This is a genomic window from Brachybacterium sp. p3-SID957, from assembly GCF_025144775.1.
Lineage (GTDB): Bacteria > Actinomycetota > Actinomycetes > Actinomycetales > Dermabacteraceae > Brachybacterium > Brachybacterium epidermidis.
This window is the reverse complement of record NZ_JALXKT010000027.1, coordinates 1-12816: the sequence shown is the minus strand read 5'-3', so window position 1 is coordinate 12816 and position 12816 is coordinate 1. Positions and strand designations below refer to the sequence as shown.

At 70.3% G+C, this 12816-nt stretch carries 13 protein-coding genes; 3 read left to right on the top strand and 10 right to left on the bottom strand.

Annotation, left to right across the window (positions count from 1 at the left end; translation table 11 throughout):
• Window positions 1-571: 571 nt before the first annotated feature.
• From M3B01_RS07580 to M3B01_RS07565, 4 genes are read right to left on the bottom strand one after another with little or no spacing between them, the layout of a single operon-like run.
• Window positions 572-1588 (bottom strand): aldo/keto reductase, encoded by a 1017-nt coding sequence (locus M3B01_RS07580; RefSeq protein ID WP_259790770.1) that lies wholly within the window; start codon window positions 1586-1588, stop codon window positions 572-574.
• A 51-nt stretch (window positions 1589-1639) separates the two neighbouring features.
• Complete coding sequence (locus M3B01_RS07575; protein ID WP_259790767.1) at window positions 1640-2263, bottom strand: GNAT family N-acetyltransferase; 624 nt, start codon at window positions 2261-2263, stop codon at window positions 1640-1642.
• The gene (locus M3B01_RS07570) at window positions 2260-3321 is read right to left on the bottom strand and encodes an App1 family protein (protein ID WP_259790764.1); all 1062 of its coding nucleotides are present in this window, start codon (window positions 3319-3321) and stop codon (window positions 2260-2262) included. The genes M3B01_RS07575 and M3B01_RS07570 overlap by 4 nt, the downstream gene beginning before the upstream one ends.
• Window positions 3318-3803 (bottom strand): N-acetyltransferase, encoded by a 486-nt coding sequence (locus M3B01_RS07565; RefSeq protein WP_259790762.1) that lies wholly within the window; start codon window positions 3801-3803, stop codon window positions 3318-3320. Before M3B01_RS07565 ends, M3B01_RS07570 begins: the two co-directional genes overlap by 4 nt.
• 206 nt (window positions 3804-4009) lie before the next feature.
• On the opposite strand from M3B01_RS07565, the gene M3B01_RS07560 reads away from it, so the two are divergent.
• Window positions 4010-4543, top strand: a complete 534-nt coding sequence (locus M3B01_RS07560) for a low molecular weight protein-tyrosine-phosphatase (protein WP_259790761.1) — start codon at window positions 4010-4012, stop codon at window positions 4541-4543.
• 114 nt (window positions 4544-4657) lie between these two features.
• Here the strand turns inward: M3B01_RS07560 and M3B01_RS07555 are convergent, their stop codons facing one another.
• From M3B01_RS07555 to M3B01_RS07530, 6 genes are all read right to left on the bottom strand, one after another.
• Complete coding sequence (locus M3B01_RS07555) at window positions 4658-5842, bottom strand: hypothetical protein (protein ID WP_259790759.1); 1185 nt, start codon at window positions 5840-5842, stop codon at window positions 4658-4660.
• Between the two features lie 234 nt (window positions 5843-6076).
• Complete coding sequence (gene pgm / locus M3B01_RS07550; RefSeq protein WP_259790758.1) at window positions 6077-7714, bottom strand: phosphoglucomutase (alpha-D-glucose-1,6-bisphosphate-dependent); 1638 nt, start codon at window positions 7712-7714, stop codon at window positions 6077-6079.
• A gap of 138 nt (window positions 7715-7852) precedes the next feature.
• Window positions 7853-8722 (bottom strand): hypothetical protein, encoded by an 870-nt coding sequence (locus M3B01_RS07545; protein WP_259790757.1) that lies wholly within the window; start codon window positions 8720-8722, stop codon window positions 7853-7855.
• Between the two features lie 82 nt (window positions 8723-8804).
• Window positions 8805-9818, bottom strand: coding sequence for an inorganic phosphate transporter (locus tag M3B01_RS07540; protein ID WP_259790756.1), 1014 nt, complete (start codon window positions 9816-9818; stop codon window positions 8805-8807).
• Window positions 9819-10442 carry a DUF47 domain-containing protein gene (locus tag M3B01_RS07535; RefSeq protein ID WP_193866559.1) on the bottom strand — a complete coding sequence of 208 codons (624 nt, stop codon included), beginning with the start codon at window positions 10440-10442 and terminating at the stop codon, window positions 9819-9821.
• Between the two features lie 376 nt (window positions 10443-10818).
• The gene (locus M3B01_RS07530) at window positions 10819-11451 is read right to left on the bottom strand and encodes a hypothetical protein (protein ID WP_259790755.1); all 633 of its coding nucleotides are present in this window, start codon (window positions 11449-11451) and stop codon (window positions 10819-10821) included.
• Window positions 11452-11485: 34 nt separating this feature from the next.
• On the opposite strand from M3B01_RS07530, the gene M3B01_RS07525 reads away from it, so the two are divergent.
• Both M3B01_RS07525 and M3B01_RS07520 read left to right on the top strand, forming a co-directional pair.
• Window positions 11486-12133 (top strand): PH domain-containing protein, encoded by a 648-nt coding sequence (locus tag M3B01_RS07525; protein WP_259790754.1) that lies wholly within the window; start codon window positions 11486-11488, stop codon window positions 12131-12133.
• A gap of 60 nt (window positions 12134-12193) precedes the next feature.
• The gene (locus M3B01_RS07520) at window positions 12194-12790 is read left to right on the top strand and encodes a DUF4126 domain-containing protein (protein WP_259790753.1); all 597 of its coding nucleotides are present in this window, start codon (window positions 12194-12196) and stop codon (window positions 12788-12790) included.
• The last annotated feature ends 26 nt before the right edge of the window (window positions 12791-12816 follow it).

The following is a 12816-nucleotide window of genomic DNA, read 5'->3' as shown; positions in this document are numbered from 1 at the left end:
GTGACCTGGGGGCCGGCGCGGCGACGGTCGGCTGCCGGGACCGTGACATGGAGCGTCCCGCCTGTGGCGTACCGGGCGTGATCCGGAAGGGGCAGGTCGCACAGTTCAGCTGCAGTGGTGTGGCTGAGGAGAGCCCCGGGCAGCCTGGCCCGCACGAGCACATCTGCGATGTCGAACAGCGGGGCGGGATCACTCGATGGCGTGACGTGCCCGCTGAACACGTCGGTGAACTCCGATGAGGCGAGGCGCCGCGGGTGCACACCGGCCGCACGAAGCTCAGCGCGAGCGAGTACGGCGCCCCGCGGTGGGCGCGTTCGGGGAGGCATGGCCCTAACCTAGGGGCCCTGCACTGGTGATGCATGGGGAGGAACCTCGATGTGGATCCGGCCCGATCAACCGATGGGAAGCTCGCTGATCTGCGGCGATGACAAGCGGGGCGCATCTGGGAACCATGTGTGGTTCTCAGACGCGCCCCACTCTCAACGTGTGTGACCGACTCCCGGACCTGGGCTTTCAACCCACCCGATGCGTGTGCTGCTCGGCCTCGGAGCACCCGGCCTGCTGCGGTGCGTCAGCGGGCGGTGCCGTCGATCGCGAACTCGTCGATGCGGCGCAGTTCGTCGTCCGTGAAGTCGAGCTTCTGGAGGGTCTGGATGTTCTGCTCGAGCTGGTGCACGGACGAAGCGCCCACCAGTGCAGTGGACACCTGTGGATGGCGCAGCGCCCAGGCCAGCGCCATCTGCGCGAGGCTCTGCCCGCGCTCGTGGGCGATGTCGGACAGGCCGCGAACGCGCTTCTGGTACTCCGGGTCGCGAGCTTGCTTCTCGCTGAGCGATGGCGAGGAGCTCCCGGCCCGCGAGGACTGCGGCACACCGGACATGTAGCGGTTCGTGAGCAGTCCCTGCTGGAGGGGGGAGAACGCCGCCAGGCCGATGCCGAGCTCCTCCGCCGTCTTCAGCAGCCCGTTCTCGATGTGACGGTTGAACATCGAGTACGAGGGTTGATGGATCAGCAGCGGAGTGCCCATATCAGCGAGGATCCTCGCGGCTTCTCGGGTCTTCTCCGGTGAGTAGTTGGAGATGCCGACGTACAGCGCCTTCCCGGAGCGCACCGCTTGGTCCAGTGCTCCCATCGTCTCCTCCAGCGGAGTCTCCGGATCCTCGCGGTGGTGGTAGAAGATGTCCACGTAGTCGAGGTCCAGCCGCTCCAGGGACTGGTCCAGGGAGCTCAGCAGGTACTTGCGGGAACCGCCGTCACCGTAGGGACCGTCCCACATCTCGTAGCCGGCCTTGGTGGAGATCACCAGTTCGTCACGATGATTGCTGAAGTCCTGGTCGAGGATCCGACCGATGTGGGTCTCGGCGCTGCCAGGGGGAGGGCCGTAGTTGTTGGCAAGGTCGAAGTGCGTGATGCCCAGGTCGAATGCGCGGCGCACGATCGTCCTCAGCGTCAGCGGATCCCGGTTCTCACCGAAGTTCTGCCACAGTCCCAGCGAGATGGGCGACAGCTTCAGCCCGGAACGGCCCACACGCCGGTACGGGGTGTTGGCGAAGCGATAGGCGGCGGGGGAGTAAGCGTCCATGCTCATGGGCCCAGCCTATCCTGGGACGCACTTCACAAGAGGGACGGACGTCGCAGGTCAGCGGCCTGCCGAACTCGGCAGCAACGTCCGCACCATCCGCTCCATCCTCAGGCCGGGCTCCACCAGCAGGGATGGATCGGCCGGGAACGGGAGGGTGCCCTCCATCGTCTGGAACCCGCGACGCTCGTACCACGCGCGCAGCTCGGGACGGTTCTGCAGGACGCACAGCTCGATGCGGCGCACACCGTCCTGTGCACGGCGTGCCACGTGTGCTTCGATCAGTGCCCGTCCCACTCCGGCGCCCTGGGCGGAGGGGCTGACGGCGAACAGTCCGAGTTCCGCCCGCTGGGGCTCATCCGGGTCCAGGCGGGTGTAGCAGCATCCCAGCACCGACAGGGCGGCAGCGGGCGCCCCGGTCGGCCCCGTCGTCGCTCCTCGCGTCGGCCCCACCGTTGCCGGGTCCGATGCCGGCTGTCGCTGGGCCACCAGGAGCAAGGCGTGAGGGTCCTCGAGCAGACCGCGCACTTCTGCTTCATCGGTGCGGTGTCCGCGCACCAGGTGCGCCTCGGTGGTCCATCCGCCCTCACCGCGGTAGGCGGACTGGACGATCTCCAGCAGGACCGGGATGTCGCAGGCGCGGGCCTGCCGGATCCTGACGGGAACGAACTGGGTGCCTGTCACCGGGAGGCGCTGGCCTTGAGCAGACCGATCTGCTGGAGCTTCTTCAGCAGCCCGTGGCCGTCCGGTGCCTGCACCATCGGGGGGGTGGTGTTCTGCTCGGACGGCTCTTCGAGCGGCCGCGTGGTGCCGTGGGCGAGCAGCTGCTCCGACTCCGTGAGCTGTCGGATCGCGATCGCCTGCACGTTCTCCGGGCGCTTCTCGGCGAAGCGCGCATAGATCGAGGGGTCGTGCTGGCCGTCGTCTCCGATCAGCAGCCATTTCACCTGTGGCAGGAAGGACGCCAGCTGCTCGAGCGAGCGCTCCTTGTGCTCCTGCCCGGAGCGGAAGATGCCGGTGTTGGTGGGGCCCCAGTCGGTCAGCAGCAGCGGACCGTCTGGGTAGCCGTTCTTGTACAGGAACCGCTTCAGGACCGGGAACACGTTCCATGCGCCGGTGGACAGGTACACCACCGGGCTGTCCGGATGCTCGCGCATGATCCGCTGGTAGAGCATCGGCATGCCGCGCACCACCTTGCGGGAGGACTGGTGGACTACGAACGCGTTCCAGAAGGCCAGCATCGGCCGCGGCAGCCACGTCACCATCACGGTGTCGTCGATGTCGCTGACCAGGCCCAGGCGCTCGCCATGGGCGTAGACGGTGACGGTGGCCGTGACCTCGTTGCCCGGAACGGTCCACAGCACCGCCTCGTGCTCACCTGGTTCGAGATCCACGTCCAGCCGCGCATCGACGATTCCGGTGCGGTCGGCGCGCTGGGTGTACTGCTTGCCGCCGATGGAGATGTGCACCTTGCGTTTGGGCGCGACCTGCGCGGTGAAGTTCCGCCAGCCCCGCACCGCCATCGAGCGCATGTCGTGCACCGGCTGGTCGTAGTAGTCGGCGGGCGTGCCCTTGGTGGCGTACAGGAGCTTGGCCAGGATCCTCACGTGCGAGGGGGTGCCGTAGCCGTGGAACGGCTGCAGGCGGAGGTCCCAGCCCAGGCTGCGCAGAACACCGCCGACGATGCTGTTCTTGACGTCCTCGATCCGGGCCGCCCAGTGAGGGCGGTCGGTGGTGCTCAAAGCGCGCGAGCCATCTTGATCCAGGCACCGTCGGGATCGTCCTCGACGATCCGCCAACGGTCACCGGTGTCGCTGAAGCCCAGGCTCTCGTACACGGCCAGGGCGCCGGTGTTGGAGGGGCCGACGTACAGGGTGACCGTGCTCGCGCCGTCCTCGCGGGCCCACTCCAGCACGGCCTCGCCCAGCGCCTGGGCGATACCCGTCTTGCGGGAGGCCGGGGTCACCCACATGGCCTGGAGTTCGCGCTCGTCGTCGGGGGAGTCCTCCTCTTGACGCACCGCGACCACGCCCACGGGCTGACCGCTCTCCACGGCCAGGAACCAGGTGGCCTCGTCGACGCGCTGGCGCCACACCGAGTCGTCGTAGGTGGATTCCTTGTCCCAGCTCTGGCCGAAGGCCGAGGGGTCGGTGCTGAGCGAGCGTAGGCGGATCTCGCGCACGAGCGACCAGTCGTCGTCGTGGGCGCGGATGATGTCGGCCATGGCTGACCTCCTGGGCCGTCGATTTCGGGTGTGTGCGCGGGCTTCCCCCGCAGGGTCGCGAAGACCCCGCATGCCTTCCGTCGGCATTGTACGGGCCCCGGATGACGCGGGGTACGCGCATCCCATGCATCTGTCCGGTTCGGGTGCGGTTCCCCACGGTGCGCCGCAAGACTCCGCCCGCGCACCCGGCCTGGCACAATGGGCGAATGTCGACATTGCGCGTCCTCACCGTATGCACGGGGAACATCTGCCGTTCCCCGGCGGCAGCGGTGATGCTGCGTGAGGCAGTGCGCGCCGCGGGGCTGTCCGAGCAGGTGGAGGTGGAGTCGGCCGGGACCAGCTGGGACGCTGAGGGCCTGCCGATGGATGAGCGCACGATGTTCGCCCTGGAGCGCGCCGGCTATCGGCAGCCCTTCGAGCACACCGCACGCACGGTGCACCTGTCCGAGCTCACGACCTGGGACCTGGTGCTGGTGATGACCTCCCAGCACCTGCAGTCGCTGCGGCGCATGATGGAGCAGATCCCGGAGGGGCAGGCCAGCCCCGAGGTGCTGCTATGGAGGCAGTTCGACCCGGAGACCTCGATCGATGCCCGTGACGAGGACCTCGATGTGCCGGACCCGTGGTACGACGAGCAGGAGGCCTTCGACGAGACGGTCCTGGGCATGCAGCGCGCGGTCCCGTCGATCATGGCCCATGTGCGGCGCCTGCTGCGCGAAGGGCGGGATCAGACGCGCTGACCTGCCCCGCAGGCGAGCCCGCCGGCGCACGAGCGATGCGTGGGACGCACTGAGCGTCTAGACCCACTGAGCGCCGAGGCGAGCGGAGGGATCACCGCTGGGCGAGCGAGAGGATCATCTGCGTGGGTCGTCGGGGTCGGAATCCTCGATATCGACGGTGGCGTGTCGGCCGCGCCAGGTCGCACCCACGAATCCGGCCGCGGTGAGGAAGCCGACGCCGAGAGCCACCATCAGCACCTGGCGGATGCGCCCGGCGGGACGGGAGTCGCTCTGGGTGATGGCATGGATCAGCCGGGTGAGGGGTCCGCTGTCCGATGACCCTGCTGGCCTGGCGGGCGGCTGGTCGGTGTCGCTCTCCAGCCCGGTCTCCGCAGCAGTCGCCTCCTCGGCGTTCGCGGTCTGCGGTCCCGGGGTTCCGGGCGACGGCGCAGGCTGCGGGGAGGGGCTGCTGGGCTCGGCGGGTGCGGCTGCCACCTCGGCCTCCGTGGCGTCTTCGGACGGTTCCACCGGCTCCACCTCGTGGGCGTCCATGGGGGGTTCTATCGGCTCCGCCTGCTGGGCGGGCTGTTCCTCCGTGAGGGGCGGATCCTCGGAGGTGCCGGGGTCGACGTTCTCCTCGGCAAGTGGTTCTTCGGCCTCGGTCCTGCTGCCGTAGGCCTCTCCCGCGGGGGCTTCGTCCTGGCGCTCCTCCGGGTCGACGGGAGGTGTCGTGGCTCCGGTGGTGCGCTCTGCGGTGGGCGCCGACGGTGCATCATCCGTCGGCTCGGGAACCGTGGGTGTGCCCTCCGTGGGCTTCGGCTCGGTCGGTGTGGGCTTCGGCTCGGTCGGTGTGGGCGTGGTGCCGTCGGTGGGCTTCGGCTCGGTCGGTGTGGACGTGGTGCCGTCGGTGGGATCCGGGGAGGACGGCTGGGTGGTGGGATCGGACCCGTCCGTCGGCTCCGATGTCCGCTCTGAGAACTCCTCTTCCTCCTCAACAGAGTCCCTTCCGGGGTTCTCCTCGGGAGGGGCACCCCCGCCCGGAACCTCGATCGGAGTCCGCCCCTCGGCAGGATCCTCGACCTCCCCGTCCTCGGGATCAGCCCCGCCGTCCTTGCCCTTGCCGCAGGAGGAGTCACGAGGGTCATCGCCGCAGGGGTGCCTGTTGCCTCTGTCATTGGGGGTCCCGCCGCGGGAGGCATCCGCCCCCAGGGCGAGGCTGACACCGATGCCGGCGACAGCAGCGGACTGCTCTGCAGTCAGACCCGTTTCCGGGGAAAGAGCTGCAGCCCCCGGCAGAGCGCTGGGGGCTGCGATCGCCATGGCGGCGGTGCAGACGCACATTCGTGCTCGCAATCGCATGGACGCGGTACCCCCTCTCTCTATCGCTCCCGCGCAGCGGGAGCCTCGGTGCCTTGGGCCCTGCGGTCCGGTCGGGAACATTACCCTACCGATTCTTTACCTTCGGCGTACCAGGGTGACAACGTGCGGGCTCCGTTGCAAGAGCCCTGTGCATGGCGCCACGCCCTGGGCGGTGGTACCGCGCGGGCCAGGAGGTCAGTCGCTGAGGACCCCGTCCACGAGCGCCTTGGCGGCGTCCTGCACCTGTGCCAGGTGCTCATCACCGCGGAACGACTCCGCGTAGATCTTGTACACGTCCTCGGTGCCCGAGGGGCGTGCCGCGAACCAGGCCGACTCGGTGGAGACCCGCAGACCGCCGATCGCGCCCCCCGCAGGGGCTTCGGTGATGGCGGCGGTGATCGGCTCGCCGGCCAGCTCGTCGGCGGTGACCTCGTCGGCGCTGAGCGCCTTCAGACGCGCCTTCTGCTCCCGATCGGCCGGGGCATCGATACGCGCGTACGAGCTGCGACCGAACTCCTCCACCAGCTCCGCGTGCAGCTGGCTGGGGGTGCGCCCGGTGACCGCGAGGATCTCCGAGGCCAGCAGCGCCAGGATGATGCCGTCCTTGTCGGTGGTCCACACCGATCCGTCCTTGCGCAGGAACGATGCTCCGGCGCTCTCCTCCCCGCCGAAGCCCACCGAGGAGTCGATCAGCCCGGGCACGAACCACTTGAAGCCCACCGGCACCTCGAACAGCTCGCGCCCCAGGGAGGAGACGACCTGGTCGATCAGCCGGGAGGAGACCACCGTCTTGCCGACCTTGGCGCCTGCGGGCCAGTCTGGGCGATGGGCGAAGAGGTAGCGGATGGCCACGGCCAGGTAGTGGTTGGGATCCATCAGCCCGGCATCGGGGGTGACGATCCCGTGCCGATCGGAGTCCGCATCGTTGCCGGTGGCGATGTCGTAGCTCGAGCGCTGCTCCAGCAGCGAGGCCATCGACCAGGGGCTCGAGCAGTCCATCCGGATCTTGCCGTCCCGGTCCAGGGTCATGAATCCGAACTGCGGATCGACGGCGGGGTTCACGACCGTGAGGTCCAGATCGTGCAGCTCACCGATCGTGGCCCAGTAATCCACGGCCGCGCCGCCCAGAGGATCGGCGCCGATGCGCACCCCGGCCCGCCGGATCGCCGCGATGTCGACCACGGAGGAGAGGTCCTCCACGTAGGTGTGGAGGTAGTCGTGACGACCGGCGTCCTGCAACGCCTTCTGGCGGCCGTGACGACGCACGTCCCGCAGGCCCGAGGCGAGGATCTCGTTGGCGCGATCCGCGATCCAGGAGGTGGCATCGGAATCAGCGGGGCCGCCGTGGGGCGGGTTGTACTTGAAGCCACCGTCCCGGGGCGGGTTGTGGCTGGGGGTGACCACGATGCCGTCGGCGCGCGAGGAGTCCTCGGCGCCCTTGCCCCGGTTGTGCACCAGGATCGCGTGCGAGATCGCCGGGGTGGGCGTGTAGCCGTCCATCGAGTCGATGAGGGTGGCCACCTCGTTGCCCGCCAGCACCTCGAGCGCGGTGTCGAACGCGGGACGGGACAGGGCGTGGGTGTCACGGCCGATGAACAGCGGACCATGGATCCCCTGCGAGGCCCGGTACTCGACGATGGCCTGCGTGGTGGCGGCGATGTGGTCCTCGTTGAACTTCGCGTCCAGCGAGGAGCCGCGATGCCCGGACGTCCCGAAGGACACGGCCTGGTCGGGATCCGAGGGATCGGGGTGGATGTCGTAGTACGCATCGAGCAGCTCGTCGACGTCGACGAGGTCCTCGGTCTGTGCCTTCTGGCCTGCGCGGGGATGCATGTGCGGCGCTCCGTCCTCGGTGGTGGTCCTGCCAGACCACTGTAGGGGAGCAGGGTGATGCAGCGGCAGGCCAGGGTCGAGCGGTGAGACGGGACCACCGCCCCGGTTCACACCGCGGGGCATCTTCGACCGGGAAGGTCAGCCGCGGCGTGAGCGCACGAGCTTCACGATGCCCACGATCACCAGCACAAGGCCCACGAGTCCAGTGAAGATGCCGATCGCGGGGCCGATGAGCAGTGGGCCGGCGATGCCGAACACGCTGTACGGACCCAGGTAGGCGGGTGCGTCGGTGCCCTCGCAGCTGACGGTGACCGTGGTGTCGGCGACCGCGGCCACCCCGATGGTCTGCTCGTAGGTGGAGCCGTCGCCGAAGGTGACGGTGCCCGAGGTGGGAACGATGGTGATCGACCCCTGATCGGGGGTCTCGGCCGTGCAGCGGCTGCCGGCCGCGTCCTCGGAGGGGATGTACACGATGATCATCTCGTTGGCGGCCATCGGCACCTCGCCGGAGCTGCCCTGCAGCACGGCCGGGCCGCTGACCTGGTCCGACACGATCGAACCGAAGGACCACACCAGTCCGCCGATGGTCACTGCCGGGGCGATGACGAGCAGCAGCACCAGGCCGACCACCAGGGGGATGATCCCACGTCGCTTCCGCGGATGGGTGGGCCCACCGGGTGCGGGCGCGGATGCCGCGTAGGGGGAGGCGCCGACTGGGTGGCCGTGGGGTGATGCGCCGTAGGGATCCTGCGCGGGCTGCGGGGGCGCCTGGCCGGCCGGGCCGATGGGGGCCGAGACCGGGGACGGGGCACCGTACTGCTCCTGCCCGTTGTACCCCTGAGAGCCGTATCCCTGCGCCCCGTATCCCTGGCCGTCGTGCCCCGGGACGCCGGACCCCTGTGCACCGGGCTGCCCCTGCGGTGCGGCGTCGTCCCTGCCGGGGACCGGACCGGGCAGCCCGTAGGTGGGGCGGCGTCGGCCGCCTGAGGTGCTGTCACGGTCGGACATCGGTCCTCCTTCTGCTCGGGGCCCGGCCTGCTCGGGGCCCGCCCAGGATATCGGCGCCCGCTGTCCCGGGGGACGCCCGGTCTCAGCGCAGGCTGATGACCACGATGACCATTGCCAAGGACATCAGCCCGGTCCCGAACGGTGTCAGCAGCCACGTGAGCACGACGCTGCGAACGACGTTCCACTTGATGTGGCGCGGCCCGCGGGCCAGGCCCGCGCCCACCACGCCGGAGGCCAGTGTGTGGGAGGTGGAGATCGGCGCATGGATCCCCGCGGCGAGCCCGGCGATCACCAGGACGGCCGAGCTCTCGGCGGCCAGCCCCTGTGAGGCGGACAGATCGGTCATGCGCCGGCCGATGGTGCGGATGATGCGGTGGCCGCCCATGAGGGTGCCGGCCGCGACGGCCACCGCGATCGGGACTCCCAGGAACATCGTGGAGGCGGGCTCCAGGCCCGCGGACGCGGCAGCCACCATCGCCACCGCCATCGGGAGCCGCACGTCGTTCATTCCGTGGCCGGTGGCCACCGCGCCCGCTGACACCGTCTGCGCGAAGCGGATGTGCCCGGTGCGCAGGCGCTCCGTGCGACCGATGGCCATGAGGGCCCGCATCGCCAGGTAGCTCAGCGCCACCGACAGCACCGGCCCCAGCAGGGTGGGGATCAGCACCAGGGCCGCGATCCGGTCCACGGAGCCCCCCTTGCCGAGGGCGAGGTACGCACCGGCCACCCCGCCGTAGAAGGCGTGCCAGGTCGAGGAGGGCATCCCGTACCACCAGGTGCCCACCTCCCAGGCGAGCGTGGACAGTGCTATCGCGATCAGTGCGAAGGCCAGCAGGTCCGGGTCCCCCGCAGTGGCAGCGGCCATCTCCGTCAGACCCAGCAGTCTCAGCGCCCACGTCGTGGTCAGCGCCAGGATCAGCAGGGCCAGCAGAGCGCCCAGCAGGTTCAGCAGGGCGGCCATGGCCAGCGCCGTCGACTCCCGCAGGGAGCGGGTCGCGATGGCGGTGGAGACCGCATTGGAGGCGTCGTGGAATCCGTTGACGTAGGCGAGGGCCAGGGCGAGCCCCACCACCAGGACCAGCAGTCCGACGGACACTCAGGCTTCCTTGACCCGCAGCAGGTCCGCCAGGCGTGCGGTGCGCTCCTGCAGCTCGATGGTGCGGCCGATCGCTGACGTGACGTCCCGGAAGGCGAGCAGGTCGGAGGAGGCCCCGCCGCGGCGGTACAGCTCAGCCAGCGCCTGCCGCACCAGTCGGTCGCCCTGCCGGCGGATCTTGCGCACCTGGGTGTAGTAGTCCTCGATGTCCGCCACTCGGTTCAGCGACCAGGTGGCCACCAGGGTGTGCTCGGCGGCGCGCTCGATGCCCTTGGCGGCCTCCAGCAGCGGGGTGGGCAAGGAGCCCACCCGGGTGAGCACGAGCAGCTCGGAGGTGTGCTCGAGGGAGTCGGTGGTATCGGCGATGGTGAGTGCGAACTCGTACAGCAGCTCTGCCTCGTACGGGGTGATCAGCGATTCCGCCAGACGGTTGGCGATGCGGCCGCACAGCTCCGTGGCGCGCGTGGCGTTCTCGTGCAGGGCGGGCAGGATCCGGCTGCGCTCGCGGTACCCGTGGCCGAGCAGACGGGAATGAGCGTCGGCGGCCTGCACCAGGATCTGCGCGAGCTCCCCGAACTGTCCGTACAGCGGACGTTCGACCCTGCGCGGGAAGAACAGGTCCACGCTCGCGCGCCTCCTCGTGGGGGCCGGGCGGCACTCGCCGACCACAGCCGGGGGCCGATGACGTTGGTGCGCCGGACCGGGATGCGCCTGTCGGCGCGAAGGCCGCTCGAAGCGGCAGATGTTGGAGCCCGGGGCAACCGCGGCCCGGCGCATGAGCCATCGTAGAGCACCTGCCCTGAGGTGGGCCACCACGAGCGACGACGCCGATCTCACACCGTGCTGCCGGGCGATCTCGCGCAGACCTCGTCACAGCCGGGCCGGTGCTCCCACAGCCCCCGGGCCATCGCGGCGGTGGCTCCCGGGTCTCACCGCGGAAGCCGGCGTGCCGGTGGCTCCGGGTCTCACCTCGGGAGCCGGCGTGCCGGTGGCCCCGGCCTCACTCCAGCGTGCCGGCCTCCGCCTGGTGACCGGCGGCGACGAGCGCCTCTCCGGTGGACAGCAGCCGCTCGGCCTGCACCATCAGCCGCTCCTGCTCCGCCTCGTCGACGTCCTCGCGATCGGCCAGGTGGGCCGTGCCGTGGGCGGCCACCGTGGCCACCGCCCCCGCCCGGTTCAGGGCCAGCGCGAGGTCACCGGTGAAGGCGCCGCGCAGGATGTCGTCCATCGTGCGGCGCACCTGCTCGACGTCCGGCGGCTCCGCGATGCCGGAGAGGTAGCGCAGCCCCGGCACCGTGCGCGATCCGGCGCGATAGCGGCGCACCACGTCATCGCCGTTGCGCTGTACCCAGGTGTGCAGAACGTACAGCCGCCACAGCGCCCCGGGCAGAGTGGTCGCGGGGGAGGCCGACCACAGCGCCGCCAGGTCTCCCAGGCCCTCCTGCGCCACCAGGCCCACCACGCGGTCGACGACCTCCGGGTCAGCCGTGCGGTACACCCCGTCCAGCAGTGCCTGTGCGGAGTCGTGGGCCAGATCCGTCGAGGACGCGGGATCCGGCTCGCCGGGGATCGCCTCCGCCACCGAGTTGAACAGCGGGGCGGGGCGACGGAAGCGGGGGCCGGTGGAATCCATGGGCATGACTCTACGCAGGGTCTAGCCTGGGTCCATGACGATCCCCCGCCATCTCGGCCCGGACACCGATCGCCGCGCACAGCCTGACTACAGCCGCAGCAGCGCCACGGTGGAGCGGATGGTGCAGGAGCTGCAGGGCCCGCGTGCGCGCGGGGCTCGCCCGATGGTGCGCGCCCTGCTGCCCGCCCATGCCACCAGGGACACCGTGGTGCGGCTGATCGCGGCGGCCCTGCTGCTGGGCGCTGCCGTGGTGATGACCGCGGTGGGGGTGCTGGTGTGGTCCGGACTGGAGGACGGCCGCTCCCCGGGTCTGGGCATGCTGCTGGTGCTGCTGGGCCTGGGGGGACTGGCGCTCGTGGCCGGGCTGCTGGGTGCCCGATTCGTGATCACGGCCCTGGCAGCAGCCCGCTCCCGGGTGGAGATCTTCGATGACGGGCTGCGCGTGGTCGGTGCGCTCGGTGCACGCACGGTTCCCTGGGCGGAGGTGGTGGCGGTCGAGTCGCGCGTGGTGCACCCGGTGCACTGGCTCACCGCTGCCCTGCGCCTGCGGGACGGCAGGCGCGTGGTCATGCCCGCCTTCGACCGCCCCCTGTGGGAGTACTCCGCTCCGTCCGGCCAGGACATCCGGGCACTACGCATCGAACTGCACCGGCGGGAATCCGAGCGACGCCCCCGTCGTTGACACCTCCGCAGTCCACACGATGAGCCCGCCGGCCCGCCGGCAGGAGAAGGGGGGACCTCCATGGAGGCCCTGATGATGACGCTCAGCTCCGGCGTGGCAAGCGGCATGAGGCCCTACCTCATGGCCTTCGTCCTGGGCCTGTCCGGCCGCCTCTTCGCTCTTGAGCAGATCCCCGATGCGCTGCAGCGCACCGACGTGCTGGTGATCACCGGGATCCTGCTGCTGGTCGACTTCGCCGCGGACAAGATTGCGTTCCTCGATTCCTTCTGGGACCAGCTGCACACCGTGATCCGCCCCGTCGCCGGCGGTGCCATCGGCTACCTGGTGGGCGGGCAGACCGACACCACCTCCGCGATCGTGATGGCCGTGCTCGGTGCCGGTGCCGCCTTCGGCGTCCACACCACCAAGGCCACAGCCCGCGCGGCGGTCAACGTGTCACCTGAACCGGTGTCCAACGCACTGGTCTCCGTCGGTGAGGACGTGGCGGTCGTTGTGATCGCCGTGCTCACCGTCGTGCTGCCGGTCGTGGCGGGGATCCTGGCCCTGGTGATGCTGGCAGCCGGGCTCTACCTCGCGTACCGGATCCACCGGGCGTACCGGAACCTGCGCAGTCGCCTCACCGAGGCACGGGCCAGACGCGCCGCCGGGGGCGCCTGAGCGCATCCCGGCCACGGGCCGCAGAC

Excerpts from the sequence above, each read along its gene's own strand:
- M3B01_RS07530 (WP_259790755.1), bottom strand. The coding sequence starts at position 11,451 with ATGGATTCCACCGGCCCCCGCTTCCGTCGCCCCGCCCCGCTGTTCAAC.
- M3B01_RS07580 (WP_259790770.1), bottom strand. The coding sequence starts at position 1,588 with ATGAGCATGGACGCTTACTCCCCCGCCGCCTATCGCTTCGCCAACACC.
- M3B01_RS07565 (WP_259790762.1), bottom strand. The coding sequence starts at position 3,803 with ATGGCCGACATCATCCGCGCCCACGACGACGACTGGTCGCTCGTGCGC.
- M3B01_RS07545 (WP_259790757.1), bottom strand. The coding sequence starts at position 8,722 with ATGTCCGACCGTGACAGCACCTCAGGCGGCCGACGCCGCCCCACCTAC.
- M3B01_RS07520 (WP_259790753.1), top strand. The coding sequence starts at position 12,194 with ATGGAGGCCCTGATGATGACGCTCAGCTCCGGCGTGGCAAGCGGCATG.
- pgm (WP_259790758.1), bottom strand. The coding sequence starts at position 7,714 with ATGCATCCCCGCGCAGGCCAGAAGGCACAGACCGAGGACCTCGTCGAC.
- M3B01_RS07560 (WP_259790761.1), top strand. The coding sequence starts at position 4,010 with ATGTCGACATTGCGCGTCCTCACCGTATGCACGGGGAACATCTGCCGT.
- M3B01_RS07525 (WP_259790754.1), top strand. The coding sequence starts at position 11,486 with ATGACGATCCCCCGCCATCTCGGCCCGGACACCGATCGCCGCGCACAG.
- M3B01_RS07555 (WP_259790759.1), bottom strand. The coding sequence starts at position 5,842 with ATGGCGATCGCAGCCCCCAGCGCTCTGCCGGGGGCTGCAGCTCTTTCC.